Genomic DNA, 25,076 nt, shown 5'->3' with positions numbered 1-25,076 from the left:
ATCAAGTGCGAGCACCGCTTTTTTTACTATTAACATTCTTCAGGTGTACCCGCTGCTGTTGCTGTGCGGAAACTTGATCCACAGCCACAAGAAGCAATAGCATTCGGATTGTCGATGGTGAAACCGCCACCCATAAGAGTTTCTTTGTAATCAATAACTGTGCCACTTAAGATGGCTGCATCATCTTTATTTACAACCACTTGTAGTCCTTGCAATTGAAAAGTAAGGTCATTTTCTTCTGCTTCCGGTACAAAACCCATTCCATATGTTAAGCCGCTGCATCCGCCACCATTAACGGCTACTCGTAGAAATGAACCTTCTTCCTCATTTTGTTTCATCATATCTTTTATTTGAAGAGCCGCTGCTTCGGTAATTTTAACTGTTTCAGTCATTTTTTTTCCTCCTCTTTTTACTTATAGTCTATTATATACACTTCGACTTTGACTCACAACAAATCTGCAAAGAAGTGGAATTCCAAATATTCCTTTAGCCCTATGAATTAAAGGGGGATTCCGTCGATAAATTCATAAATGTTTTCTACAAGTTGTTCAGGACTTTCTCCCATTACTACTTCACCATTTACAAGTGCATAAAAAGTATGATTACACTTTCCACAGTTACTTAAACAGCCATATTCAACAATATCCAGGTTGGGATCTCTTTCTAAAATGTATCTAGCTTTTTGTGATCCGTTTGCTAAATTGCTAATACAAAATTCTATGATTGTGTTTCTCATATTTTCACTCCATATTCATGAGTCAATTTTACTTGCATACAGAGATTATGACAAATACTTTTCTATAGATAGAATCTATTTTATTTTTTCTATACTCTAAAAATATTATATTAATATTTTTACCGTCATAAAAAAGCCTTAAAACTGTTGTTATTTTGTCACAATTTCGTTATACTTTGCTTATATGCGGACATTTATAAGCGATAACTTATTATTACAATATAATTTTGAGAGCGCTTTAAAAAATGTTAATCACAATAAAATAATATTAATATAAATAAACATCCATACACAATCCATTTGTATTACATTCACTAAAAGAATATCGTTCATCAATTATATTCCATAGAACGTAGTAAGGATGAACGAAAAAAGGGGAAATGATAAATGAAGAATCTGGTTATACTTGGTGGCGGATATGGCGGTATTAGAATTCTAGATCGTTTGCTGCCTCAATTACCTGATGATGTTTCTGTTACTCTAATTGATCGTGCACCATATCACAGTCTAAAAACGGAATTTTATGCACTTGCTGCAGGAACGATTTCAGACCAAGATGTACGAGTACCATTCCCAGAAAATCCTAAGTTAAAAATCATCTATGCGGAAATTGTAAAGATTGACCTTGAAGGGAAAAAGATTGTCCTTGAAAATGAAGCAGATGTCACGTACGATGACCTGATTATTGGTCTTGGTTGTGAAGATAAGTATCATAATGTACCGGGTGCAGATAAGTTTACTTACAGCATCCAGACAATTGAAAAGTCTCGAAGTACGTATCAAGCATTAAATAACCTGGCCCCTGGTTCAATTGTTTCCATCGTTGGTGCCGGCTTAAGTGGCGTAGAACTTGCATCTGAACTTGTTGAAAGTCGCCCTGATCTAAAAGTTAAATTATTTGACCGTGGCAATTATATTTTATCCGCCTTCCCTGTTAAACTAAGTACCTATGTACAAAACTGGTTTGATAATAATGGAGTAGATATTGTCAGCAACTCCAATATTACAAGAGTTGAAGAAAATCTACTATATAATCATGATGAGCCAATTTCTAGTGACGCCATTGTGTGGACAGCTGGAGTTCAGCCAAATCGAATTGTCCGGGAAATGGATGTTGAAAAGGATAAACAAGGAAGAGTTGTGTTAACGAAACACCATAATATTCCAAATAATGAACATGTGTATGTAGTAGGAGACTGTGCTAGCCTTCCACATGCACCAAGTGCACAACTCGCAGAAGGACAAGGTGAGCAAATTGTTCAAATTCTATTAAAACGTTGGAATCGAGAAGAACTTCCAGAAACACTACCAGTTATTAAATTAAAAGGGATCCTAGGCTCATTAGGTAAAAAACATGGCTTCGGCCTTGTCAATGAAAAAGCGGTAACTGGACGAGTAGCCCGCCTACTAAAGTCTGGTATTCTATGGATGTATAAATACCATCGTGGCTAACAAATAAAGATTTACTGGAATTGTTTGGTTTTCGATTCTCATTTGTAGCTTTTTCATTCTCATCTCAGTATAATAGTGTATATGAAAGGAGTCGATAATATGTCAGAACAACAACAATTGGTTCAGCAAGTTCAAGAGGTACTAGATAAATTACGCCCATTCCTTCTTCGTGATGGAGGAGATTGTGAATTAATCGATGTAGAGGACGGAATTGTTAAATTACGTTTGCTTGGTGCTTGCGGTACCTGCCCTAGTTCAACAATTACTTTAAAGGCTGGAATTGAGCGTGCTCTTGTTGAAGAAGTTCCTGGTATAGTTGAAGTAGAACAAGTATTCTAATTTGGTAAGCGACCTTTTTTCACTAAGGTCGCTTTTTTTAATCAGCAAATAGGCAGTAAGAGCCACACCTTAAGATTCTGATTGCAATAATAGAAGATAAGTGAGAGGCAACTCCCGTTTAGCTCCAAAATAATGACATACGCCTACAGCAACGTCTACGTGACCAGCAAGCTGTGTCCTCGGACTTTCCATCAGTGGGGATGGAAGGAACCCCCTACTGATAGACTTTTCACCTTATTAAATTCCACTCATTGAAAAAACTTTACTTCCTGCTTGATCTACTTTTAATGATAAATAATCCATATCTGATAGTGTCTCTTGAAGTCCGGAAATAACAGACTGACTTTTACCAGGTTCTACAAAGCAAAGGATTGTTGGGCCTGCACCACTTAAAGCAACGCCAAAAGCTCCGAATGCGGGTGCTTTTTCTTCAATTATTGCCATATGTGGAACCAGCTCTCTTCTGTATGGTTGATGATAAAGATCTTTCTTCATCATTTTTCCAGCCAACCGATAGTTCTTTTTTAATAAAGCCGCTACTAACACATTAGACACAGCGCCTGCCGACACAGCTTGACCAAATGAAAGCTCTTCAGGTAGCACTCCTCTTGCTGTTTTCGTGAGTAACTCTTCTCTTGGAACAACTGCAACAATTTCAAAATCTACGTTATGTTCAACAATCGCATCAACAGAATCACTTGACTGACAAGCAATTAACAGCCCACCAAAAACAGAAGCTCCGGCATTATCTGGATGTCCTTCCACTTCAGAGGCAATTTCAAATTTTTCTTGTCTAGATAGATTTAACTGACAAAGCGAATCTGCCAGCTCAATGCCTGCAACTATTGCTGATGCACTTGAGCCTAACCCTCTTGCTAATGGAATGTCACTTTTTACCTTCACCCTTGCTGGTGGCAATATCTTTCCGTATTTAACTGCAGTTTCTGTAGCGATTTTTATAATAAAATTATTCTCATCTTTTGGAAAAATCTCCATTTCCTCCGATAAAGGGATTACTTCCCATTTATCAGCTAATTCCACTTCAAGGGTTAAATAAAGGTTTAGTGCCATTCCAATCGAATCAAAACCAGGGCCTAAATTGGCCGTACTGGCAGGTACCTTTATCATAAACATGTCACTGGTGCTCATACTTAAACGCTCCCTTTATAAAATCACTTACTTCCCTTTCATCATGAGGTCCCTTTACTGACTAGATCTAACCTACATCCGTTCTATCTCTTTAAACCCATAGTTTTTTATCAGCTTAACGAATAGTAAGACCCTTGCTCTAAATTCTGAGTAATAATAAAAGATAAGTGGGGGGATGAAAGAAACTCCCCACTAATGAAGTTTCACTTTATTGAATAGAACCTCTCTCTACTCGATACGAGCTTTTGATTTGTTTAACAGATGATAAATCATTTAATTGAACTAATACATCCTCATAAGCCTGTTTCGAAGCATGGTGGGTCACTAGTACGATCTCAGCCACTTCGCGTTTGACAACAGGCAATTGAAGTATTTTTTCAAAACTAATGCCATGCTCTGCAAACAGAGAAGTTATTTTTGCAAATACACCCGCTTCATCGGCAACATGCAAGCGTAAGAAATACTTTGAAAACATTTCGTCAGCTGTTTTTAACTGCTTTGGATATTGTGGAGCGATATTGCTTATTCCGTTTACGCCTGATCGAATATTCTTCATCACTGCTACTAAGTCAGCTACAATCGAAGTGGCAGTCGGTAAGCTTCCTGCTCCAGGACCGTAAAACATCGTTTCACCAACTGCTTCCCCGCAAACATAAACAGCATTATATTCATTTTGAACAGATGCCAATGGATGTGTATCAGCTAAGAAGGTCGGTTGAACACTCACCTCTACTTTATCGCCATCAAGTTTGGCAATTCCGATGAGTTTCATTGTATATCCCAGTTGCTTTCCATATTGGATATCCTCTTCCGTTACCCCTGTAATTCCTTGGACAGAAACATCTTCTAAGTTAACTTCCATAGAGAAGCCTAATGTTGCAAGGATTACCATTTTTCTAGCTGCATCCAAACCTTCCACGTCAGAAGTTGGATCCGCTTCAGCAAAGCCAAGTTCCTGTGCTTGCTTTAATACTTCTTCATAAGCAGCACCATTTTGACTCATTTTAGTAAGGATAAAGTTCGTTGTTCCATTCACAATCCCCATAATATTTACAATTTTATCAGAAGATAATCCCTCTGTTATACTTCTTAAAATTGGAATTCCACCGGCAACACTTGCTTCAAAAAATAAATCACAATTATTTTCAGATGCCGTTTTTAATAGTTCTCCTCCATGAAGTGCCATTAAATCCTTGTTAGCTGTAACGACATGTTTTTTATTATGAAATGCTTGTAACAAGTATTCCCTCGTTTGCTCAATACCGCCCATGACTTCAACAATAATATCTATTTCCGGATCATTTAATATTTCATCAACATCTGTTGTTAATAGGGATGCCTGAAAACCATTTTCACTATACTTTTTAATATCTCTCACTAAAACTTTTTTAACTTTAACCGGGCATCCTACCTGATGCATCAATTTATCCTGATGGTTCTCAATGATTTTTACTACACCTGAACCAACCGTACCTAACCCTAATAAACCGATCGAGATTTCTTTCATGACTACCTCTCCCTCTGAAAAATGTACTCTTTAAATGAACAATTGTATTTCTATAGTAGACATTATAGTGTTAATAAGACGGTTTTACAAGGGATAATTTCCTATGTAAGCGTTGTCTCTTGCGAAAGATATTTATAAATTTTTCTTTTCTTTATTTTCCCATTTTACCATATAATCTTATATATGATTAAATTTAACCCTCTTTCAAATTATATTCTTATAATAATTTAATTAATAAAAAGGAGAAAACCACTAGATCTTCTCCTTTCAAAAATCAAAAAACTAAAGCCAATCAATTCTCGGAATGTTTTGGTGTCGTACAGGGACATTAACCATTTGAAAAAATGATCTTAAAAATTGTTCATGGTCATTGGATCTTTGTAGAAATTTTTCTAATCGATCTGATAATACATGCTTTTTCTGTTCTGATGGGGTGGAATAATACTCCTCAATACAATCCACATAGTGTAAGGGAAATAGGATTCTAGCGTATAATAACCTCCAAGAAAAAGAGCTTAGTCGATTTACCGTTTGATATTCGCTATAAAACCGTTGAACTTCATGCTCATAGGTTTGAAATTGGTTAAAATATTGTTCTCTCGTCCATTCAGCTAAGTCTCTGCTGCAATGATCTAGCACCCAGTCAAATGGATCTTTCATCATCACTTGACTGCCCCAAGTCTGTGATGAAAAGCGTATATGACAAATGGTCCCATAGTCAGATTCACGTGGTTCATCATCAAGTTCTGTGTCGACTAAATATTGAATCGCATTTTCAGTCATTGCCATATAATAGGGAAAGGACTCAAAAAACATACGATCAAATTCATGATCAGGCTCATGTTGCATCCTCTCTTTCCAGAACATTTCCATCTGATCGATTCGTTTTTCCCAAAGACTTTTCCATTGGCCAATTCTACTTATTTTTTGAACAGGAAACGAAATCATTCTTCCCCGATAATGGAATTTTGCTAACCTTCTACCTATCCGTGTTGAGGAGCGTTGCTGCTTTTCATCCCAGTATAAAACACAATATTTACTTGATTCAATTTCTAAAATTCGTTGATTTTCTTTTGTTGGTAAAAATATCCCCACAGATGAATCACCTGCATTTATAAAATGATTTGCAATTTGCTCCAACTCTAATAATTCTTTATCATCCTTCTGATTGACTGGTACTAATACAAATCGTTGATGGTCATTCTTACACGATTGATAACGTCCAACAGCAGAACTCTCAATTGCATCAATTCCAAAATGCTGCTTCAAAATTTTTTGAAACATGCCCAAACACCCCTTTTTAAGTTGAAATCTTGGTCAGATAACAAAATTATTGGTAAAATATTGCTTAATACCCTCCTTCCCAATCAATATTCAATCTTTTTGTAATGTTCATATTTTATATCTATGTCATAACCCTAATAAATTTGAGACATTCTTGAATACTGAATAGGTGGAGAAAATGTTGAAACCCTAGAAAAAGAGGCTGAAACAAATATTTTTAAGAAAATAGGTGAATGAGATGAGTAACGAAAATAAAAAAGTAGATTTAACTGAACAAACAGCAAGAAGGTGGTTAGGTGAAAGAGGCGTTAAGACTACCGATATTGCCGAGCTTGTTTATTTCCTACAAAAGGATTACCATGATGAGTTAAAAATGGAAGATTGTTTGCATAATGTCGAGCGAGTCATTTCTAAAAGAGAAGTACAAAATGCGATCATAACTGGCATTCAAATGGATATGTTAGCGGAGAAAAAATTACTTGACGAACCGCTGCAAACGATTATCGATACTGATGAAGGGTTGTATGGAGTGGATGAAGTTCTCGCCTTTTCAATTGTGAATGTTTATGGTTCAATTGGCTTCACAAATTATGGTTACATTGATAAATTAAAACCTGGCATCCTTAAAGATTTAAATGACAAATCATCTGGAAAATGTCATACCTTTCTTGATGATATTGTAGGGGCAATTGCAGCTGCTGCTTCGAGCAGATTAGCGCATCGTATAGAAAATGTAGAATAATTTTAGTAAAGAAAGCACGCTCAATAAAGGCGTGCTTTTTGCTATAATTCCAACTGGACTAAACTGTCTAGCACATAGGTAGGCTGTCGTCTATAACCTTTTAATAATTCCTTCGTAGTGACTCCTGTATGGACAAGTAAAGTATCTATACCTGCATTCATACCAGCCATAATGTCAGTATCATAATTATCACCGATCATTAGTGTTTCTTCCTTTTTTGTTCCAAGTACTTTTAGAGCTTGCTCCATAATGATTGACTCTGGTTTTCCAATAAATATTGGTTTGGTTTGCGTTGAAACCTCGATCACAGATGTAAAAGCACCATTTCCAGGTACTAAGCCTCTTTCCGATGGTATCGCAATATCACTATTCGTCGAAATAAAAACAGCCCCGTTTCGAACAGCTAAACAAGCGTTTGCTAGCTTTTCATAAGTAATGAATCGATCGATGCCTATCACTACATAATCTGCTTGTTCAGGACTCATTTTAAAGCCTTTTTCTAAAATGGCCTGTTGGATTCCCTCTTCTCCAATTAGATAAATACTTGCATCCTGTTTTTGTTCATAAATGTAGTTGGCCGTTGCCTGGCTCGTTGTAAAGACTTGGTCTGCTTCAGCAGCAATCCCAAAGCTTTTTAGCTTTTCCGCTACCTGTAAGGGTGTCCTAGAAGAGTTATTTGTTACAAATAAGTAAGGCAGATGATGTAAATGCAATTTATTGACAAAATCCGCTGCCTCTTGAATAACATCCTTTCCCCGATACATCGTCCCATCCAAATCAATTAAGTATCCTTTATACTGTTTCATATTATTCATTCCAACCTTGTCTTAGTAATCGAAAAATAGTAAAAAGGAGTCATACAAATCAAGTACGGCTCCTTTTTAGGGTGCTAGTTATTCTTTTCTTGAATTGTGTAATGACAGCAACTATGCCCTTCTGCCATTGAAGTGATGCCTGTTAATTCTGCACCTAAAAACCTCTCAATGGACTCTCGTTCTGCTTGGCAGATTTGTGGGAATTCTTTCGCAACCTCAACTAGCGGACAGTTTAATTCTTTAAAATGGATCGTACCATCCTGATTCTCTAATTTTGGCATATAACCATCATGTTCTTGCATCTTTTCTAATTGATTTAATTTTTCTGAGAACGTTTTGCCTTCAAACTCTGATTTATATTGTTCGTAATGTTTCTCTCTATTTTTAACTAAGATCTCTTGAAGTAACTGTTCCTGTCCTGCCTCCTTTAATCCTTGAAGGAGTTCTAGACTAAACTCTTTATATTTTTTTGGAAAGTAGTCTTCACCTTGCTGTGCTAATTGATAGACCTTTGATGGTCTTCCCATCGTTTGTTTTTTCATTTCTGAACGTATCAGCTTGTCTCTCTCTAACGTTTGGATATGTCTTCTTACTGCCATTTCAGTGATCTCTAATTCATGTGCCATCTCTAAAATGGTCATACTGCCATTTACTTTTAAAAGGGATAAAATTTGTTCTTTTGTACTTTTAGTATTTAATAACAAGATACTCACCTTTCTTTATATGACAGACTCCATTAATTTGGCATAAATGCCGTAACAACTCCCATTGCACTTTCTAAATATTTTCTAACATGGGAAGTAAATGACTTTAAAACCGGAAGCTCCTTGTCAAATGCACCTACTAATTCGGAGTGGTTGATATTTGTATAAAATTGTTGCAAGTTTTTTCGATAGGCAATAATTCGTTTATAGCCTACACTCATCTCTCTTGTAATGACTTTTTCATCCTCTAGAATATCGATAATATCCTCATAACTTCCAGGATCACGCATAATAAAACCATCAATCATAGCATTTCCAACATCCAACAGAGCTTCAATCGTCATATGGATGATTCGTTCCAATGCGGCTTTTTCAAAATCTGTGTTCCATTGTTGTTGAGCTTGGAATAAACCAACTTGATGATCAATAAACCTAAGTTTATCTTCAATTTTATCACGATCAACAAAATACATAACCTATAACATCCTTTCATCTGAACTTAGTGAACACAATTACAATTATAGGGACGCATTTCCCATACTTGGAGTTGTAACATTTCCGTATTAATAATCAGCTTATCATATAAGCCGAACATTATTGTCTTCATCGTTCGATTTGTTATTGGGATTTTCCTATGCTTATTGTACCATAATTTAGTTAAAATCTATTAATGTTCGTTAAAAATTCAGTATTATGGCTATTTTTGTTAAGATAGGAGGAGATCATATTTATAATTGAATAGGGGAGATAAAACATGTCTGAACGCTTTTTTCTATATGACGATACTGTAGAGACAAAAACAAGATTTGTCAGCTTTATGAATGATAATAACCGGTTTGATTTAGCGATTATTCAAAGTGACCGCTATTATGGAAAAGTAATTGTGTTAAATATTCAGGGCGGTCGATTTGCAATTATTGGTCCTGATGATTTACAAGAAGAAGGTTATATCGAGCATGCTTTTGACATGAATGAAGAAGACGCAGCAGAGCTATCTGCTTTTTTATCGGAACTAGTATAATTTTCATTTCCCTACTAGTACCACTTAAGTTCCCAAAACCGATGGATATTTCGCTGATTGGTAACGAATACTGTTCATGAGGTGATTTTTAATGGGGAAAGACCGCTATACTAATTTTTCTAATGTGGAAAAACTAAACAATTATTTAATTCCAGAGGAATTTCCGGATGGTCCTTATGGCTCACCATTTCGGGCCTATGAACCAGTTGAAAATAAAAGTACTGAATGGAAAGAAGGACAGCGGCGTTACAGTGCTTTTAATTATGAAAATAAATCTCTTCATGAAGATCTACCAAGACAAATGGATGGCGCTCACCCACCACATGACGACCCAGAACAATCAGAGCAACCACCCTATGACAAATAAAAAAGCTGCGATAAAAGCAGCTTTTTTACTTTTTAATTTTCTTTAGAATGAAATAGGCACAGCCAAAGTTACAGAATTCATACAAGTATTCTGAAACTGTACTAATTTTGGAATCGTATGTGCCCTTAGGATTTTGATCGTCAAAGAAGCCTTTTAATCGAAGTTGTCCATAACCCCAATCTCCGACAATATAATCATACTTCGTTAAAATTTCGCTGTAACGATGAAGGAAGGCTTCTTCATTATAGCCATTACCTCTTTCCTCCACAATTTCATAACAACTACTCTCAATACATACCATGTTTTCACCTCTCGAAGTAAAAAACTCCTTAAAAAAATTTAGCCATAGAATGATAAAAAGCGCAAGTGCCTTGTACTAATTAATTACTCAAGAAGTGAAGTCATGAGAGTTGGCTTATGCGTTTTTTAATTCAGTTTCACCAAGCTGCTGCATATGTTTTGCTGCTTCATTAACTTGTTCATCAGCGTGATAAGAAGAACGTACAAGTGGACCTGACTCACAGTGACTAAAGCCTTTTTCCATTGCAATTTCTTTCAACTCTTTAAACTCATCAGGATGGTAATATTTAATAACTGGTAAATGTTTTTTAGTTGGTTGCAGATATTGTCCGATAGTCATAATATCTACATTATTTGCCCGCAGATCATCCATAGTCGCAAGAATTTCTTCTTTTGTTTCTCCAAGTCCAATCATTAAACTTGATTTAGTTGGAATTTGTGGTTGCAACTCTTTTGCTCTCCTTAAAACTTCCAAAGAACGCTCGTAAGTAGCTCTTGCTCTAACTCTCGGGGTTAATCTTTCAACAGTTTCAATATTATGATTCAAGATATCTGGCTTTGCATCCATTATTGTTTTAATATTTTCGAAAACACCGCCCATATCAGATGGTAAAACCTCGATTGAAGTAAACGGATTTTTTCGACGGATCGCACGGATCGTTTCAGCTAACACACCTGAACCGCCATCTTTTAAATCGTCACGTGACACCATTGTAATAACAACATGTTTTAAATTCATCGTAACAACAGAGTCTGCAACTCTTTCTGGTTCCGCCAAATCAAACTCCGTTGGAAGACCTGTCTTAACCGCACAGAAACGACAAGCCCGTGTGCATGTATCACCAAGAATCATAAATGTAGCAGTTCTTCTTTCAGCCCAGCATTCATGAATATTTGGACAGCGTGCTTCTTCACAAACTGTATGTAATTTCTTTTCTCGCATTAAACCTTTTAAGCCTGTGTAACTATCATTCGTGTTAAGCTTTATTTTTAACCATTCCGGTTTACGCTCATATGTTCCTTGTTTTTTACTCATTTTTTCACTCCAACCCTTTCTGTAAACTAAACCTGGTGAATGTAAGAAGTATCCATCCCTTTCACTTTACCATATTGACATGAAAAACTACAATCCAATTGTTTAATTATGTTTTACCAAAAATTATCATTTATGAATTCCTTTCCCTTTCACAAACTAATGGGGTAGATACTAATAGAAGGGAGGATTTTGTATGCGCCGAGTTATGCTGTGTATCGTCTCATTGATGGTGCTTCTCTTTAACGGTCCAATTGCAAAGGCAGCAGAAAGTGATCAAAATGACATTTTTACAAAAAGAATGGAATTGTATCAAAGCGTTGAATCCTTGACAAATATTCCCTGGTATTACCTTGCTGCTATTGATCAGTATGAACGAAATGTGCGGCAGTCTCGCAAGGATTTGCCAAAAGCAGAAGGAATCACAGGTATTTATATTCCACCTGAAAAATGGGTCGGCCTTTTAAATCCAGATATAACAGATGAAAACCCGTTTTCCATTCAATTTTTTCAAGGAATGGGAACCGATGGAGATCAAGATGGAATAGCTTCCCTTTCTAATGACTTTGATGTCATTTATTCAATGGCTAATTATATTCTGAACTATGGAACCAATCATGATTATGTGAAATTAGCACTTTGGGATTATTATAATAGGGATAAAACCGTTGGGATCATACTTGATAAAGCTAAAATTTATAAACATTTTGGACATCTAAATTTAGAAAAACATGCATTTCCACTTCCACTAAGAAGTAACTATAGTTATAAAAACACTTGGGGGGATGCAAGAGGTTGGGGTGGACGAAGAATTCATGAAGGAACAGATATATTTGCAAACTATGGGGTCCCAGTTAAAGCTACTTCCTATGGAATTGTTGAAATGAAGGGTTGGAATAAATATGGCGGTTGGAGGGTTGGAATCCGTGATATTAACAACAACTACCATTACTTTGCTCATTTAAATGGCTTTGCTAAAGATCTACATAAAGGGCAAATTGTAGAACCAGGGCAAATCATCGGAAGTGTTGGTGCTTCCGGATATGGGCCACCCGGAACTTCTGGTAAATTTCCGCCCCATCTTCATTATGGAATTTACAAAGATAATGGACGTACTGAGTGGTCATTTGATCCATTCCCACATCTCAAATTATGGGAAAGGCAAGAAAGGCAGCAACTCCATAAAAAATAGATGTAAGGTATCTTCCACTATTCGGGAGATACCTTACATTATGAATTATTGAATTTTGTATCAGTCTTTAGGCAATTGAATGGATGGATTCGTTTTACCACTTCCGTTGTAAAATTGTGGGACATCGCCTCGGAAAACACCCATTCCGATTGGAATGTTCCTTGTTACAACTGTGGAATCTGCCGAGAATGGCATAATCACCTCAACTTGAATTTCAACTTCCATGGATACTTCAATAACCCCTCCATTGATTCCAAACTCAACAACTTTTGTTTTAATGTCTGACTGTACATCCCCGATAACAGAAAACTCTACTGGAACATCAGGCCCAAGATTAGCAAGCAAAGCGTTATCAGTCACCCGTCCTAATGGCACATTGAAATGAATTCCATTCCCATGTTTCCCGTCTGTTCCTACATCCATATTTTCTTGGGAATGTAGAATTGACAACTCTCCTTCTTCCGCCTTTTTTAAATTTTCCAATATTCTTCTCTCAATATCCGTTTGTCTTCTTAAGATGCCTTCCGCATCTAATTGAATATTATTAACTTCATCTGAATTAGGAATTGAACTAAATAAAGTGTCGTCTGATTTTTCTTTTAGTTGCTGTTCCACGGCGTCATTTATAACGAGTGTGGCTAAATTGACAGATTCAGACTTCGCATAAGCCATTAACACAGGCTCGAGTTCCTTATCAACAATCCAGAAACCGATCGCTGTTGAAAAAATAAAAAACACAAACGTAAGTAGCAATACATATCGAAAAGGAAGTGGCCCTTTTTTGGCAATTTTTCTTTTGTTAAACATCGATTTTCGAAATTTAAGCTTAGGCAAAAAAATCCCCCCCCACAAGTATATGTATGCTTTAAGAGGGGGACTAACGCTAAAAACTTTAGAAAAATAATATGAAAGCTATACAATCTGATGGTAAAAGTCATATCACAAAAAACAATGCCAGGAACCTTCCAAAACTGGAGATTACCTGGCACTGAATAATTTATATCATTTTAAGCATGGCTTCTTTGCCGATCATGCCTTTATAAATTCCTAGTGCTTCCGCTTCGTAAGTTACTGATTCTAATGGTGCCTCTAAAAGCTGTTCGATTGTTTTAACACCAGTCGCTCTACCCGCAATGACTTTCCGATCTTTTAGCTTTTCATTTAGAAGTGAGACATCAAGAGCTCCACACATGATATAGCCTTTATCACTGGTCACCACAAGTAAATTCGTTTTTGGCAATTGGACAGATATACTAAGAAAAGTGTTTCCATTTATGTCGATGGGAGTTACATCAATCATCTTTGTTATGACGCTCCTTTCCTTCTCTCTATTCATAGTTATCATATGAAGAAAAGGGACATCACGTGTCTTAGTGGACAGATTGTTTTTCTGTTTCCCCCAATTTCCATTCTAATAAATGCCTCATAAATTCCGGTAAAAAGTAATGTTTATTTTTTGCTCTAAAAATTGATGGAAAAAAGCGCCCGAATGTAAACATATCAGGAATAGCAATTTTATATGTTACATTGGGTTGCAGTAATACTCCATCGATAAAAAATTGATAAGAATGTGGTCCCTTTTGAACTTCAATTCCACTGTAAATCATTTTCCCCATCACTTTTCCTCGAAATCCCAGGCCAATAATTTGCATTTCCTTCCACTTCTCATCCAATGATTGAATCAGGACTTCTTTAAGTTCTGATCCTGTAAGCTCGACTACACATGGATTAATTGGATGAGGACAATTTTTTAATAACTCAAATTTAGTAAGTATTCCTGATTGAAAATCCTCAAGAATTAGTCCCTCATTAATTAGCGCACAATCTGCCTGACACCATTCTTTCGTCGCTTCACATAAAAGTACCGCAATTTCCTCTTTCGACATAAACGGATGATTTAAAGATACAACATTCTGTGAAAGCATTGCTTTTCCCTTGCGATAAAGATTCTTCACGATATTTTTTTCATCTTGTACAACAGGTAATTCATTCGTACTATATAACCATGCCTTTTTCTCAAGTAGTTTTCCATTATCAAATGATAGGCGAATATGTCCCACATACATTCCGTATTTACCAGCACATGTCAATAGCGAGTTATTTACCATTTTCCCCTCATGCAAAATATGATGGGTATGACCACCAATTACAACATCAATATCAGGAAACTCCCGACCGATCATTTCATCCTCATGAATTCCGAGATGTGATAGAAGTACAATAATGTCACACTTATCCTTCAATTGGGCAATCTGAACTTTAAGGGTCTCAATGGGATCGATAACCTTCCAACCTAATAACCTATAAAGATGCTCATAGTTTGCCGTTAACCCAGTAACCCCAACTTTAATCCCTGTAGTTGTTTCGTAAATGGCATGTTCTTTTATCCATGAGGGATGATTTCCATCCAGCTTGAATAAATTTGCCACTAAAACATCGAATTGACGATGATCGTATAAGTGATCCAAGCCATCATGTGGAAATGTGATTCCTTCATTATTACCAATTGTAACGGCCTGAATTCCTGTTTCATTTAGTAAACGGGTGTTTTCCTGACCCATTGTCGCTTCTGTTAGAGGATGCCAACGATCAGCATGATCTCCTATATCAAACAAAAAACAAGACTCTCCATGTTCTTGATGCCATTTTTTCCTATTTTGTAAAAACGATTGAATACGAGGCCAATGATCAAAATGGCTATGTAAATCGTTCGTATGATAAATATGGATCACTTCACCCATCAATCGCCAATCCCTTCTAATCAATATTTTTATCCATCCATAGTAACATAATTGAGGACAAAACTCCTTAAATTAAACCGTCAATGATTAAGCGTATTCCAACAATAATTAGAACTAACCTCAGTAAAATGATAATCGCTTTACTCGGTAATTTTTGATTGATCTTAGCCCCAAGTGTTCCTCCTAGCCATGCGCCTGGAATCAGTGCTAGCGCATATAACCAAATGATATGTCCTAACCATATATGCGTAATAGAACTTGTTAGCGATGTGAAAAATAGCAATAGCATGGAAGTAGCTACGGCAATATGAGCCGGAAAGTGAAATAATAAGATTAATGATGGTACCATTAATGCACCGCCACCAATACCAAGTAATCCTCCCAAGAACCCTACAATAAAAGCGATTGGTATGGCAATCACTGGTTGAAAACCATAAGTATATTCCTTTCCATCTGGATCTATAAATGTGCGCCAAACTCCTCTTTCACTCGTTCTTTTTAATGGTGGGAGCTTATCCTTATACATTAAAACAATGGAAATAAAAATCATAAATAGTCCAAATCCTAAAGAAAAATGATCAGCATTTAATTGTTTATTAACCCAGGCTCCTACCATCCCTCCTGGACCTCCACCAATAAATAAAATAAGTCCTGTCTTAATATCCACCCTTTTTTGCTTGTAATAAGAAATGGAAGAGGATAGTCCTGTGAAGATAATCACCAAAAGGGAAGTTCCTGCTGCAATTTGGGGTGTTGCTTCCGTCAAAAAACCGGTTGTCCCTAAATATAGTAAAGCAGGAACAATTACAATTCCCCCACCCAACCCAACAAGGCTTCCGATTGTACCAGCTAAAAGTCCGATTATAAGTAATACAATATATTCCATTATAAGCTCACCTTCTATCGGAGTAATCCAACTATAATGTCATCTTGTTTCAAGATTAGCTAATTTACTTCTATTTGTAAATGAAGATAAACTTGTTATCATTTCCCCACTTTAAGAACGTTTTTTTCCTTGCTTTTCTGTTTTGGCTTTCATAACTTTTATGAAGAAACCTTTCTCAATTTTGAGCTTCTGTTTTGGTCTTCATACCCCTTATGAAGACAACTTTGTCTCTTTCGAGCTTCTGTTTTGGTCTTCATACCCCTTATGAAGACAACTTTCTCAATTTCGAGCTTCTGTTTTGATCTTCATACCCCTTATGAAGACAACTTTCTCAATTTTGAGCTTCTGTTTTGGCCTTCATGCCCCTTATGAAGACAACTTTCTCAATTTCGAGCTTCTGTTTTGGTCTTTATACCCCTTATGAAGACAACTTTCTCAATTTCGAGCTTCTGTTTTGGTCTTCATACCCCTTATGAAGACAACTTTGTCTCTTTTGAGCTTCTGTTTTGGGTCTTCATACCACTTATGAGTCACTAACTCCGTTTATTTCTCCACCTTTTTTCTTCACAAATCTAATTATGACGTTCATTAACAAAATAGTTCCTAAAAGAAAAAACCGTTTGCTATAATAGCAAACGGTTTTCCCGTATTTAACCGATCGAACCTTCCATTTCGAACTTGATAAGTCTATTCATTTCAACAGCATATTCCATCGGAAGTTCTTTTGTAAATGGCTCAATGAAGCCCATTACAATCATTTCTGTTGCCTCTTGCTCTGAAATACCACGGCTCATTAAATAGAATAGTTGTTCTTCAGAAACCTTCGAAACCTTTGCTTCATGCTCAAGTGAGATATTATCATTCATTACCTCATTATAAGGGATCGTATCTGAGGTGGATTCATTATCCATAATTAATGTGTCACATTCAATGTTTGCACGTGCACCTTCAGCATTTCGGCCAAATTTCACGATACCACGGTATGTTACATTTCCACCATGCTTAGAAATTGATTTCGATACAATAGTGGAAGATGTGTTTGGAGCTAAGTGAATCATTTTTGCACCAGTGTCTTGGTTTTGTCCCTTACCAGCAATCGCGATTGAAAGAGTTAAACCACGAGCACCTTCACCTTTTAAAATGACCGCTGGGTACTTCATTGTTAATTTAGAACCAATATTCCCATCGATCCATTCCATTGTTGCGTTCTCTTCACATACCGCACGCTTTGTCACAAGGTTGAACACATTGTTCGCCCAGTTTTGAATCGTTGTATAACGGCAGTAAGCATCCTTTTTAATGACAATTTCAACAACTGCACTATGCAGAGAGTTAGTCGTATAAACAGGTGCTGTACATCCTTCAACATAGTGAACAGATGCCCCTTCATCAACAATGATTAATGTACGTTCAAATTGTCCCATGTTTTCAGAGTTGATGCGGAAATACGCTTGGAGTGGAGTGTCCACTTTAATTCCTTTTGGAACATAGATAAAGGAACCACCAGACCAAACCGCTGAGTTTAACGCAGCAAATTTATTATCAGTTGGTGGGATAACTTTTGCCCAGTGCTCACGGAAAATATCCTCATTTTCTTTTAAAGCTGAGTCTGTATCCTTAAAGACAATCCCTTGTTCCTCTAAGTCTTCCTTCATATTATGGTAAACTACTTCTGATTCGTATTGAGCAGAAACTCCTGCTAAATACTTTTGTTCAGCTTCAGGAATTCCTAGCTTATCAAATGTTTGCTTGATTTCTTCTGGTACTTCATCCCAAGATCTTTCAGCTTGCTCAGATGGTTTTACATAGTAAGTGATTTCATCAAAATTTAATGATGCTAAATCCCCACCCCATTGCGGCATTGGCTTGCTGTAAAAAATATCCAATGATTTCAAACGGAAGTCGAGCATCCACTGTGGCTCTTCTTTCATTTTTGAAATTTCTTCTACAATTTCCTTTGTTAATCCGCGTTCTGACCGGAAAATGGAGACGTCTTTATCGTGAAAACCATATTTATAATCACCGATTTCTGGCGCTTTTTTTGCCATCGTCGTTTTCCCCCTTTAATAAGCGATTAACCATCGCAAATGTTATCCGGTGCCAAACACCGAAGTTGATTACTTTTCTTCCTCGTGAAGTGCTTTCTCCATTGCCTTCCATGCTAATGTAGCACACTTAATCCTTGCTGGGAATTTGCAGACACCTGATAGTGCTTCAATATCCCCAAGATCAAGATCCTCATCATCAAGAAGAGCGTCTGGATCTTTCCCTTGAACCATTTCTGAAAAAATATGAGCTAATTTCAAGGCTTCTTCAATCGGTCTGCCTTTAATCGCATCTGTCATCATAGAAGCGGATGACATCGAAATCGAGCAGCCTTCCCCTGTAAATTTGGCATCTACTACTTTGTCATTTTCTACTTTAAGTGTTAATTGAATCCGATCTCCACATGTTGGATTATTCATGTTGATCGTCAGACTATCATCTTCAATAACACCTTTATTTCGTGGATTTTTATAATGATCCATTATGACTTGTCGATAAAGGACATCTAGATTATTAGAAGACATCGCTAAAATACTCCTTTGTTTTCACAAGTCCTTCCACAAATTTATCAATGTCTTCTTCTGTATTGTACAGATAGAAACTAGCTCTAGCTGTTGCTGACACGTCTAACCATTTCATTAATGGTTGTGCACAATGGTGTCCAGCCCTTACAGCGATTCCTTCTGCATCAAGAACTGTTGCAACATCATGTGGATGAACATCTGAAAGATTAAATGTAATTACACCAGCGCGCTGATTCGCTTCTGCTGGACCGTAAATCGTTAAGCCTTCAACTGTTGCCATTTTTTCTAAAGCATAAGCCGCTAATTTGTGCTCATGATCTAGAATATTATCTAATCCAATTTCTTGTAAAAAGTCGATTGCCGCTCCTAAACCAATTGCACCAGCAATAATCGGAGTTCCACCCTCAAACTTCCATGGCAGTTCTTTCCATGTAGACTCATAAAGTCCTACAAAATCAATCATTTCACCGCCAAATTCAATGGGATCCATGTTTTCAAGCAATTGTTTTTTTCCATAAAGAACACCAATACCTGTCGGCGCGCACATTTTATGACCAGAAAAAGCGAGAAAATCCACATCCAGATCCTGAACATCAATGCTCATATGTGGTGCACCTTGAGCAGCATCAACAACAATAACAGCTCCATTTTGATGAGCAATTTGTGCAATTTCTTTAATCGGGTTCATCGTACCTAGAACATTTGAAACCATGGTTAATGCAACTAGCTTCGTATTAGGTGTAATCGTTGCACGAACATCATCGAGAGATAATGTTCCATCCTCTTGCAGCGGAAAATATTTTAATGTTGCACCAGTTTGCTTAGCAACTTGTTGCCATGGGATCAAATTACTATGGTGCTCCATATAGGAAATAATAATTTCATCACCTTCACGCAAATTTGCTGCCCCATAACTAGAAGCGACTAGATTTAGCGCTGTTGTTGTCCCTCTTGTATAAATGATTTCCTGAATGGACTTCGCATTAATAAATTTCCGTACCTTTTCGCGTGCCCCTTCAAAAGAATCTGTTGCTCTTGTACCAAGAGTGTGAACACCACGATGGACATTGGAATTATCTTGACGATAATAATTTGAAATAGCTTCTATCACCTGAACGGGCTTTTGAGATGTTGCAGCACTGTCAAGATAAACTAGCGGATGCCCGTTGACTTCTTGATGTAAAATTGGAAATTGTTTCCGAATCTCATTGATATTCATTATTTTACTTTCCTTTCAATCACTTCAACGAGCTGCTGTTTAACTCCTTCAATTGGTAATTCATTCACAACAGGAGCTAAGAATCCGTGAATGATAAGTCGTTCTGCTTCTTTTTTAGAAATTCCGCGACTCATTAAGTAATATAACTGACTTTGATCAACACGACCCACAGATGCAGCATGTCCTGCAGTAACATCATCTTCATCTATTAATAAAATTGGGTTTGCGTCTCCACGAGCCTTTTCACTTAACATTAAAAGTCGAGATTCCTGCTGTGCATCTGATTTTGAAGCACCATGTTCGATTTTTCCAATTCCATTAAAAATCGCCGTAGAACCTTCTTGTAATACACCACGACTTAAAATATTTGCAGCTGAGTTTCGTCCAAAATGGGTGATCTTTGTAGTAAAGTTTTGAATTTGCTCACCTGTTCCAACTACAACGGCTTTGGCATCCCCGTATGAACCATCACCTAGAAGATTCGTTGTATTGTCTGAAACCGTGTTTCCTTCATTCATCATTCCTAGTGACCAACCGATTTTAGCATCTCTTGCAGCGTTTCCACGGCGATTTACATAAGTGGTTACCCCTTCAGAAAGATTATCAACCGCTCCATATTGTACTTTTGCATTATCATTTGCAATGACTTCAGTTACAAGGTTGAATACGTTGCCTGTACTTGCAACAGTAGAAATATAGTTTTCAACATAAGTAACTGAGCTGTTAGCTTCCGCTACAATTAATACATGATTGAATAAATTAGCTTCCGCGTCATCATGCAGGAAAACGGCTTGAATTGGTTCTGTCAATTCAACATTCTTCGGAATATAAAGGAATACGCCACCATTAACAAAAGCTGCATGTAAGGCCGTTAATTTATTCTCATCAACCTTCACACAATCTTTCATTAAATATTTTTGTAATAATTCTCCGTGCTCTCTTGCCGCTGTAAAGATATCAGTAAAAATAACACCCTTATCTTGCATCTCTTTTGTAAGTGAAAGGAGAGTCGGACGGTTATTCCTTTGGATATATAGTGACTGATTGCTTTCACTCACATTAATTAATGCTTTCACTTCTTCAGGAAGATGATCAAAACTTGAGAAATCTTCACTTTTTACAATATGCTTCTCAAATTGCGTGAAGTTCCACTTATCAATATTCGTTTTATCAACGAATGGTAGTGGGGTATTCTCCGCAGTCTCAAAGGCATTTATTCTTAACTCTGTTAACCAGGCAGGTTCGCCCATTTCTTTGGAAAAAGAGCTAATATACTCTTTCCCAAAAGAATTTATTAATTCTGTCGTCATAACTAAATCCTCCTAACTTACGCTTCTTGACCAACTGTTTCGTCTTCGATTCCTAGTTCTTGCTTAATCCAATCATATCCTTCTGCTTCTAATCTTTGAGCAAGTTCAGGACCGCCAGATTTCACAATTCGACCTTGCATCATTACATGCACAAAGTCAGGAGTAATATAATCTAATAAACGTTGATAGTGCGTAATTAACAGACAACCGAAATTCTCTCCACGCATGTCGTTAATTCCATTAGCAACAACCTTTAATGCATCAATATCAAGACCAGAGTCAATTTCGTCTAAGATTGCAAATTTAGGTTGAATCATCATTAATTGAAGAATTTCATTACGTTTTTTCTCTCCACCTGAAAATCCTTCGTTTAAATAACGTTGTGCCATGTCTGGATCCATTTCAAGGGAATCCATTTTCTTATCCATTTCTTTAATAAACTTCATTAAAGAAATTTCATTTCCTTCTCCACGACGACTGTTAATCGCTGAACGTAAGAAATCCGCATTTGTTACTCCACTGATTTCACTTGGATATTGCATTGCAAGGAATAGACCTTCACGTGCTCGCTCATCTACTTCCATTTCTAGAACTTCTTTTCCATCTAAAGTTACGTTCCCTTTTGTTACCTCGTATTTTGGGTGCCCCATAATTGCAGAAGACAAAGTCGACTTCCCAGTTCCGTTTGGTCCCATAATCGCGTGGATTTCCCCACCTTTTATCTCTAGGTCCACACCTTTTAATATTTCCTTTTCCTCTATTGAAACGTGTAAATCTTTGATCGTTAGTACAGATCCTGCCATAATTTTATGCCCTCCAAAGTAATAATTATATCTTGTCGGTATGAACCGGCATTTCTATTCTCATTTAGTTCTCACTCAATCTTATACCAAAACTGAATTCTTAGCAACCGTTATGCAGTAATTACAAGCTTTCAAAACAAAAATGTTTAGAAAGTCCATTTAACCCTTATTGAGAATGGTTTTAATACTAGTATCCCTTCCAAATCTAGTTAATTTTTTCTAATATAGAATACTTCATATGGTCCTTTTGTATTTTAAACAAAAATGAGAATGCCTATCCTATTGTACTTATTGGTATCGAATTTTTAAAGTAATATGAATTAAAGCCATGGATTCTTTATGAAACCATGGCTTTAATTCGTTATTCGGTAGCAGGAAGTACTGCTCCTTCATATTTTTCAAGAATAAAATCTTTAACTTCTTGGGAATTCAACACGTCTATAAGTGCTTTAATTTCCTCTTTGTCTTCATTGCCTTCTTTCACAGCAATTACATTTACGTATGGATTGTTTTCCCCTGATTCAATTACAAGTGAATCTTCAATTGGATTGATCCCATTTTGTATCGCATAATTGGAGTTAATAACAACTAGGTCACCCTCATCGTTATTATAAACTGACGGAAGAATATCAGGAGCATAATCATATTCAAACTTTAAGTTTTTTGGATTTTCAACGATATCCTCTAAAGTTGCTGCTGTTTTATCAATACCATCTTTTAGTGTAATTAATCCTTCTGCTTCAAACAAGGCTAAAATACGTCCGTGATCAGGGACACTACTGCTCATTATTACTGTAGCCCCATCTTCAATCTCTTCTTTAGTTTTAAATTTTTTAGAATAAATTCCAATCGGCTCAATATGAACGCCGCCAGCATTAACAATCTCATAACCTTTTTCCGTTACTTCTGTATTTAAATAAGGGATATGTTGGAAAAAGTTCGCATCTAGATCTCCATCATTTAGAGCTGGATTAATTAATTCATATTTACTAAACGTCTGAATATCTAACTCAATTCCTTGCTCTTCCAATAAAGGTTTAGCTTGTTCAAGAATTTCAGCATGTGGTGCATTAGTTGCTCCAATTTTAATTGATTTTGTACCTTCACTACCTTCACTTGCATTTTCTTCATTAGAATTACCGCAAGCCGCAAGTACTAATACTAATAAAGCACTAAATAATAGTAAAAATAATTTTTTCATTATTTTTCCCCTTTCCTATCTTTTATCTATTTTTCTTGTTAATGTATCTCCAAGATATTGGACAATAAATACAATGATTAAAATAATGATTGTAGCAAATAATGTAACATCACTTTGTCCTCGCGAAAAACCATCTAAGTATGCATAGTCTCCTAAGCCACCAGCACCAATAACGCCCGCAATAGCCGTATAACCTATAAGAGCAATGGTTGTGACAGTAATTCCCGATACAATGGCTGGCATGGACTCTGGAAGCAGCACTTTAAAAATAATCGTACTCGTTTTTGCTCCCATCGATCTAGCAGCCTCAATAACCCCTTTATCAATTTCACGCAAACCTATTTCAACCATTCTTGCATAAAATGGTGCGGACCCAATAATTAACGCAGGTAAAGCCGCTTCCTTTCCAATCATCGAACCAACTATGACCTTTGTGAAAGGAATTAATAGAACAATTAATATTACAAAGGGAATCGATCTAAATATATTTACAATTGCTGCGACAATCGAGTTAATGAATTTATTTTGCCAAAGATTCCCGTCTGATGTTAAAAACAGTAACAAACCTAAAGCAATTCCAATTATAATGATAAAAACAAGTGAATATCCTGTCATATAGAGGGTCTCAATTGTTTTATCAATAGCTTTGTCTAAGTTGACATTTGGAAACAACCCGTTAAGCATGTGAAACCACCTCCACAGCAACTTGCTGGGATTCTATAAAGTCAAGAGCATTATTTATAACATCATCTTTTCCATCAATATGGATAAATAAAGAACCATATTGACCTTCTCGTGTTTGAGATATTTTTCCTTGAAGAATATTTACAGTCACATCAAAATTTCGGATTAAATTAGTCATTAATGGCTGTTCCGTTCCTTCGCCAACAAATGTGAGCTGAATCACTTTTCCGGAACGAATATTCTGAAGTAAATGTTGAATGGTTTCCTTCGTTTCTTCGGGTTCTGTTACTTGTTGGACAAAGCGTTTAGTAATTGTTTGTTTTGGTTCTTTAAATACTTCCAAGACAGGTCCTACTTCAACAACTTTACCGTTTTCCATAACGGCTACACGATGGCATATTTTACGAATAACGTGCATTTCATGAGTAATTAACACAATTGTTAAGCCTAATTTTTTATTAATATCAACTAACAATTCTAGAATAGAGTCTGTTGTTTCCGGATCCAAAGCAGATGTTGCTTCATCACAGAGCAGCACTTTAGGGTTATTAGCAAGCGCCCTCGCAATTCCTACCCGTTGTTTTTGCCCACCACTAAGCTGGGATGGATAAGAGTCCTCTCTGCCTTCTAATCCAACTAGTTGAATTAGTTCGTCCACTCGTTGTTTTCTTTTTTGCTTTGGGATTCCAGCAATTTCTAGCGGAAAAGCAATGTTTTCTCTTACAGTTCTGGACCACAATAAATTGAAATGTTGAAATATCATACTGATTTCCTGGCGAGCCGCTCTTAATGCTCCACCTTTTATATGAGATATTTGCTTGTCCGCTACCGTTACTGTACCATCGGTTGGAATTTCAAGCCCGTTCAACATTCTAATTAACGTACTTTTTCCTGCACCACTATATCCAATAACCCCGAAAATTTCTCCGTTATTAATTTCCAAATTCACATCTGAGACAGCTGTAACATTTCCTTGCCTGGTAGAAAATATCTTTTGTACATTTTTGATTGTAATCATCGT

Annotated in this window: 28 protein-coding genes; 6 read left to right on the top strand and 22 right to left on the bottom strand. The window is 36.5% G+C overall.

What is annotated here, in order from left to right:
* Positions 1-29: 29 nt before the first annotated feature.
* On the bottom strand, positions 30-392 hold the full coding sequence (locus R4Z10_RS03975; RefSeq protein WP_338471933.1) for an iron-sulfur cluster assembly accessory protein: 363 nt from the start codon (positions 390-392) through the stop codon (positions 30-32).
* Between the two features lie 107 nt (positions 393-499).
* Positions 500-736 carry a YuzB family protein gene (locus R4Z10_RS03970; RefSeq protein ID WP_338471932.1) on the bottom strand — a complete coding sequence of 79 codons (237 nt, stop codon included), beginning with the start codon at positions 734-736 and terminating at the stop codon, positions 500-502.
* Positions 737-1,123: 387 nt separating this feature from the next.
* Here R4Z10_RS03970 and R4Z10_RS03965 point away from each other — a divergent pair, with 387 nt between their 5' ends.
* Together R4Z10_RS03965 and R4Z10_RS03960 are read left to right on the top strand one after the other, a co-directional pair.
* The gene (locus R4Z10_RS03965; protein WP_338471931.1) at positions 1,124-2,188 is read left to right on the top strand and encodes an NAD(P)/FAD-dependent oxidoreductase; all 1,065 of its coding nucleotides are present in this window, start codon (positions 1,124-1,126) and stop codon (positions 2,186-2,188) included.
* Between the two features lie 99 nt (positions 2,189-2,287).
* On the top strand, positions 2,288-2,527 hold the full coding sequence (locus R4Z10_RS03960) for a NifU family protein (RefSeq protein ID WP_338471930.1): 240 nt from the start codon (positions 2,288-2,290) through the stop codon (positions 2,525-2,527).
* A 237-nt stretch (positions 2,528-2,764) separates the two neighbouring features.
* Here the strand turns inward: R4Z10_RS03960 and thrB are convergent, their stop codons facing one another.
* From thrB to yutH, 3 genes are all read right to left on the bottom strand, one after another.
* On the bottom strand, positions 2,765-3,676 hold the full coding sequence (gene thrB / locus R4Z10_RS03955; protein WP_338471929.1) for a homoserine kinase: 912 nt from the start codon (positions 3,674-3,676) through the stop codon (positions 2,765-2,767).
* A gap of 208 nt (positions 3,677-3,884) precedes the next feature.
* A complete protein-coding gene (locus R4Z10_RS03950) occupies positions 3,885-5,183 on the bottom strand; it encodes a homoserine dehydrogenase (protein ID WP_338471928.1) in 1,299 nt (432 codons plus the stop codon).
* 282 nt (positions 5,184-5,465) lie between these two features.
* Entirely contained in the window at positions 5,466-6,467 is a 1,002-nt protein-coding gene (yutH, locus tag R4Z10_RS03945; protein WP_338471927.1) for a spore coat putative kinase YutH, read from the bottom strand.
* Between the two features lie 238 nt (positions 6,468-6,705).
* Between yutH and R4Z10_RS03940 the strand changes: the two genes are divergently transcribed.
* Entirely contained in the window at positions 6,706-7,209 is a 504-nt protein-coding gene (locus tag R4Z10_RS03940; RefSeq protein ID WP_338471926.1) for a phosphatidylglycerophosphatase A, read from the top strand.
* Between the two features lie 41 nt (positions 7,210-7,250).
* Here the strand turns inward: R4Z10_RS03940 and R4Z10_RS03935 are convergent, their stop codons facing one another.
* From R4Z10_RS03935 to R4Z10_RS03925, 3 genes are all read right to left on the bottom strand, one after another.
* Positions 7,251-8,015, bottom strand: coding sequence for a TIGR01457 family HAD-type hydrolase (locus R4Z10_RS03935; protein WP_338473158.1), 765 nt, complete (start codon positions 8,013-8,015; stop codon positions 7,251-7,253).
* An 83-nt stretch (positions 8,016-8,098) separates the two neighbouring features.
* Positions 8,099-8,728 (bottom strand): winged helix-turn-helix transcriptional regulator, encoded by a 630-nt coding sequence (locus R4Z10_RS03930; RefSeq protein WP_338471925.1) that lies wholly within the window; start codon positions 8,726-8,728, stop codon positions 8,099-8,101.
* A gap of 32 nt (positions 8,729-8,760) precedes the next feature.
* Positions 8,761-9,201, bottom strand: coding sequence for a DUF86 domain-containing protein (locus R4Z10_RS03925; protein ID WP_338471924.1), 441 nt, complete (start codon positions 9,199-9,201; stop codon positions 8,761-8,763).
* Between the two features lie 281 nt (positions 9,202-9,482).
* On the opposite strand from R4Z10_RS03925, the gene R4Z10_RS03920 reads away from it, so the two are divergent.
* Positions 9,483-9,749 (top strand): DUF3055 domain-containing protein, encoded by a 267-nt coding sequence (locus tag R4Z10_RS03920; RefSeq protein WP_338471923.1) that lies wholly within the window; start codon positions 9,483-9,485, stop codon positions 9,747-9,749.
* Positions 9,750-9,840: 91 nt separating this feature from the next.
* Positions 9,841-10,116, top strand: a complete 276-nt coding sequence (locus R4Z10_RS03915) for a cytosolic protein (protein ID WP_338471922.1) — start codon at positions 9,841-9,843, stop codon at positions 10,114-10,116.
* Positions 10,117-10,141: 25 nt separating this feature from the next.
* Here the strand turns inward: R4Z10_RS03915 and R4Z10_RS03910 are convergent, their stop codons facing one another.
* Positions 10,142-10,417, bottom strand: coding sequence for a YutD family protein (locus R4Z10_RS03910; protein ID WP_338471921.1), 276 nt, complete (start codon positions 10,415-10,417; stop codon positions 10,142-10,144).
* A gap of 114 nt (positions 10,418-10,531) precedes the next feature.
* Positions 10,532-11,452: a lipoyl synthase gene (gene lipA / locus R4Z10_RS03905; RefSeq protein ID WP_338471920.1), complete on the bottom strand. Its 921-nt coding sequence runs from the start codon at positions 11,450-11,452 to the stop codon at positions 10,532-10,534.
* Between the two features lie 193 nt (positions 11,453-11,645).
* Between lipA and R4Z10_RS03900 the strand changes: the two genes are divergently transcribed.
* Positions 11,646-12,641 carry a M23 family metallopeptidase gene (locus R4Z10_RS03900; RefSeq protein ID WP_338471919.1) on the top strand — a complete coding sequence of 332 codons (996 nt, stop codon included), beginning with the start codon at positions 11,646-11,648 and terminating at the stop codon, positions 12,639-12,641.
* A gap of 60 nt (positions 12,642-12,701) precedes the next feature.
* Here R4Z10_RS03900 and yunB read toward each other — a convergent pair whose 3' ends face one another.
* The 12 genes from yunB to R4Z10_RS03840 all read right to left on the bottom strand — a co-directional run bounded on the left by yunB (position 12,702) and on the right by R4Z10_RS03840 (position 25,073).
* Positions 12,702-13,475, bottom strand: coding sequence for a sporulation protein YunB (gene yunB / locus R4Z10_RS03895; RefSeq protein WP_338471918.1), 774 nt, complete (start codon positions 13,473-13,475; stop codon positions 12,702-12,704).
* A gap of 163 nt (positions 13,476-13,638) precedes the next feature.
* Complete coding sequence (locus R4Z10_RS03890) at positions 13,639-13,941, bottom strand: DUF1805 domain-containing protein (RefSeq protein WP_338473157.1); 303 nt, start codon at positions 13,939-13,941, stop codon at positions 13,639-13,641.
* A 70-nt stretch (positions 13,942-14,011) separates the two neighbouring features.
* Complete coding sequence (locus R4Z10_RS03885; RefSeq protein WP_338471917.1) at positions 14,012-15,382, bottom strand: bifunctional UDP-sugar hydrolase/5'-nucleotidase; 1,371 nt, start codon at positions 15,380-15,382, stop codon at positions 14,012-14,014.
* 67 nt (positions 15,383-15,449) lie between these two features.
* Positions 15,450-16,268 (bottom strand): sulfite exporter TauE/SafE family protein, encoded by an 819-nt coding sequence (locus R4Z10_RS03880; protein WP_338471916.1) that lies wholly within the window; start codon positions 16,266-16,268, stop codon positions 15,450-15,452.
* 650 nt (positions 16,269-16,918) lie between these two features.
* The gene (gene sufB, locus R4Z10_RS03875; protein WP_338471915.1) at positions 16,919-18,316 is read right to left on the bottom strand and encodes a Fe-S cluster assembly protein SufB; all 1,398 of its coding nucleotides are present in this window, start codon (positions 18,314-18,316) and stop codon (positions 16,919-16,921) included.
* A gap of 69 nt (positions 18,317-18,385) precedes the next feature.
* Complete coding sequence (gene sufU, locus R4Z10_RS03870) at positions 18,386-18,838, bottom strand: Fe-S cluster assembly sulfur transfer protein SufU (RefSeq protein ID WP_338471914.1); 453 nt, start codon at positions 18,836-18,838, stop codon at positions 18,386-18,388.
* Positions 18,828-20,057 (bottom strand): cysteine desulfurase, encoded by a 1,230-nt coding sequence (locus R4Z10_RS03865; protein ID WP_338471913.1) that lies wholly within the window; start codon positions 20,055-20,057, stop codon positions 18,828-18,830. Before R4Z10_RS03865 ends, sufU begins: the two co-directional genes overlap by 11 nt.
* Entirely contained in the window at positions 20,057-21,367 is a 1,311-nt protein-coding gene (gene sufD / locus R4Z10_RS03860; RefSeq protein ID WP_338471912.1) for a Fe-S cluster assembly protein SufD, read from the bottom strand. The genes R4Z10_RS03865 and sufD overlap by 1 nt, the downstream gene beginning before the upstream one ends.
* Before the next feature lie 17 nt (positions 21,368-21,384).
* On the bottom strand, positions 21,385-22,170 hold the full coding sequence (sufC, locus tag R4Z10_RS03855; RefSeq protein ID WP_338471911.1) for a Fe-S cluster assembly ATPase SufC: 786 nt from the start codon (positions 22,168-22,170) through the stop codon (positions 21,385-21,387).
* Between the two features lie 361 nt (positions 22,171-22,531).
* Complete coding sequence (locus R4Z10_RS03850; protein ID WP_338471910.1) at positions 22,532-23,371, bottom strand: MetQ/NlpA family ABC transporter substrate-binding protein; 840 nt, start codon at positions 23,369-23,371, stop codon at positions 22,532-22,534.
* Between the two features lie 15 nt (positions 23,372-23,386).
* On the bottom strand, positions 23,387-24,055 hold the full coding sequence (locus R4Z10_RS03845) for a methionine ABC transporter permease (protein ID WP_338471909.1): 669 nt from the start codon (positions 24,053-24,055) through the stop codon (positions 23,387-23,389).
* Positions 24,048-25,073 (bottom strand): methionine ABC transporter ATP-binding protein, encoded by a 1,026-nt coding sequence (locus R4Z10_RS03840; protein WP_338471908.1) that lies wholly within the window; start codon positions 25,071-25,073, stop codon positions 24,048-24,050. Before R4Z10_RS03840 ends, R4Z10_RS03845 begins: the two co-directional genes overlap by 8 nt.
* Between the last annotated feature and the right edge of the window lie 3 nt (positions 25,074-25,076).

It is taken from the genome of Niallia sp. XMNu-256 (assembly GCF_036670015.1).
GTDB lineage: Bacteria > Bacillota > Bacilli > Bacillales > Cytobacillaceae > Bacillus_BD.
This window is presented reverse-complemented; position numbering and strand designations above follow the sequence as displayed.

Excerpts from the sequence above, each read along its gene's own strand:
- R4Z10_RS03975 (WP_338471933.1), bottom strand. The coding sequence starts at position 392 with ATGACTGAAACAGTTAAAATTACCGAAGCAGCGGCTCTTCAAATAAAA.
- R4Z10_RS03970 (WP_338471932.1), bottom strand. The coding sequence starts at position 736 with ATGAGAAACACAATCATAGAATTTTGTATTAGCAATTTAGCAAACGGA.
- R4Z10_RS03965 (WP_338471931.1), top strand. The coding sequence starts at position 1,124 with ATGAAGAATCTGGTTATACTTGGTGGCGGATATGGCGGTATTAGAATT.
- R4Z10_RS03960 (WP_338471930.1), top strand. The coding sequence starts at position 2,288 with ATGTCAGAACAACAACAATTGGTTCAGCAAGTTCAAGAGGTACTAGAT.
- thrB (WP_338471929.1), bottom strand. The coding sequence starts at position 3,676 with ATGAGCACCAGTGACATGTTTATGATAAAGGTACCTGCCAGTACGGCC.
- R4Z10_RS03950 (WP_338471928.1), bottom strand. The coding sequence starts at position 5,183 with ATGAAAGAAATCTCGATCGGTTTATTAGGGTTAGGTACGGTTGGTTCA.
- yutH (WP_338471927.1), bottom strand. The coding sequence starts at position 6,467 with ATGTTTCAAAAAATTTTGAAGCAGCATTTTGGAATTGATGCAATTGAG.
- R4Z10_RS03940 (WP_338471926.1), top strand. The coding sequence starts at position 6,706 with ATGAGTAACGAAAATAAAAAAGTAGATTTAACTGAACAAACAGCAAGA.
- R4Z10_RS03935 (WP_338473158.1), bottom strand. The coding sequence starts at position 8,015 with ATGAAACAGTATAAAGGATACTTAATTGATTTGGATGGGACGATGTAT.
- R4Z10_RS03925 (WP_338471924.1), bottom strand. The coding sequence starts at position 9,201 with ATGTATTTTGTTGATCGTGATAAAATTGAAGATAAACTTAGGTTTATT.
- R4Z10_RS03920 (WP_338471923.1), top strand. The coding sequence starts at position 9,483 with ATGTCTGAACGCTTTTTTCTATATGACGATACTGTAGAGACAAAAACA.
- R4Z10_RS03915 (WP_338471922.1), top strand. The coding sequence starts at position 9,841 with ATGGGGAAAGACCGCTATACTAATTTTTCTAATGTGGAAAAACTAAAC.
- R4Z10_RS03910 (WP_338471921.1), bottom strand. The coding sequence starts at position 10,417 with ATGGTATGTATTGAGAGTAGTTGTTATGAAATTGTGGAGGAAAGAGGT.
- lipA (WP_338471920.1), bottom strand. The coding sequence starts at position 11,452 with ATGAGTAAAAAACAAGGAACATATGAGCGTAAACCGGAATGGTTAAAA.
- R4Z10_RS03900 (WP_338471919.1), top strand. The coding sequence starts at position 11,646 with ATGCGCCGAGTTATGCTGTGTATCGTCTCATTGATGGTGCTTCTCTTT.
- R4Z10_RS03890 (WP_338473157.1), bottom strand. The coding sequence starts at position 13,941 with ATGATTGATGTAACTCCCATCGACATAAATGGAAACACTTTTCTTAGT.
- R4Z10_RS03885 (WP_338471917.1), bottom strand. The coding sequence starts at position 15,382 with ATGGGTGAAGTGATCCATATTTATCATACGAACGATTTACATAGCCAT.
- R4Z10_RS03880 (WP_338471916.1), bottom strand. The coding sequence starts at position 16,268 with ATGGAATATATTGTATTACTTATAATCGGACTTTTAGCTGGTACAATC.
- sufB (WP_338471915.1), bottom strand. The coding sequence starts at position 18,316 with ATGGCAAAAAAAGCGCCAGAAATCGGTGATTATAAATATGGTTTTCAC.
- sufU (WP_338471914.1), bottom strand. The coding sequence starts at position 18,838 with ATGTCTTCTAATAATCTAGATGTCCTTTATCGACAAGTCATAATGGAT.
- R4Z10_RS03865 (WP_338471913.1), bottom strand. The coding sequence starts at position 20,057 with ATGAATATCAATGAGATTCGGAAACAATTTCCAATTTTACATCAAGAA.
- sufD (WP_338471912.1), bottom strand. The coding sequence starts at position 21,367 with ATGACGACAGAATTAATAAATTCTTTTGGGAAAGAGTATATTAGCTCT.
- sufC (WP_338471911.1), bottom strand. The coding sequence starts at position 22,170 with ATGGCAGGATCTGTACTAACGATCAAAGATTTACACGTTTCAATAGAG.
- R4Z10_RS03850 (WP_338471910.1), bottom strand. The coding sequence starts at position 23,371 with ATGAAAAAATTATTTTTACTATTATTTAGTGCTTTATTAGTATTAGTA.
- R4Z10_RS03845 (WP_338471909.1), bottom strand. The coding sequence starts at position 24,055 with ATGCTTAACGGGTTGTTTCCAAATGTCAACTTAGACAAAGCTATTGAT.
- R4Z10_RS03840 (WP_338471908.1), bottom strand. The coding sequence starts at position 25,073 with ATGATTACAATCAAAAATGTACAAAAGATATTTTCTACCAGGCAAGGA.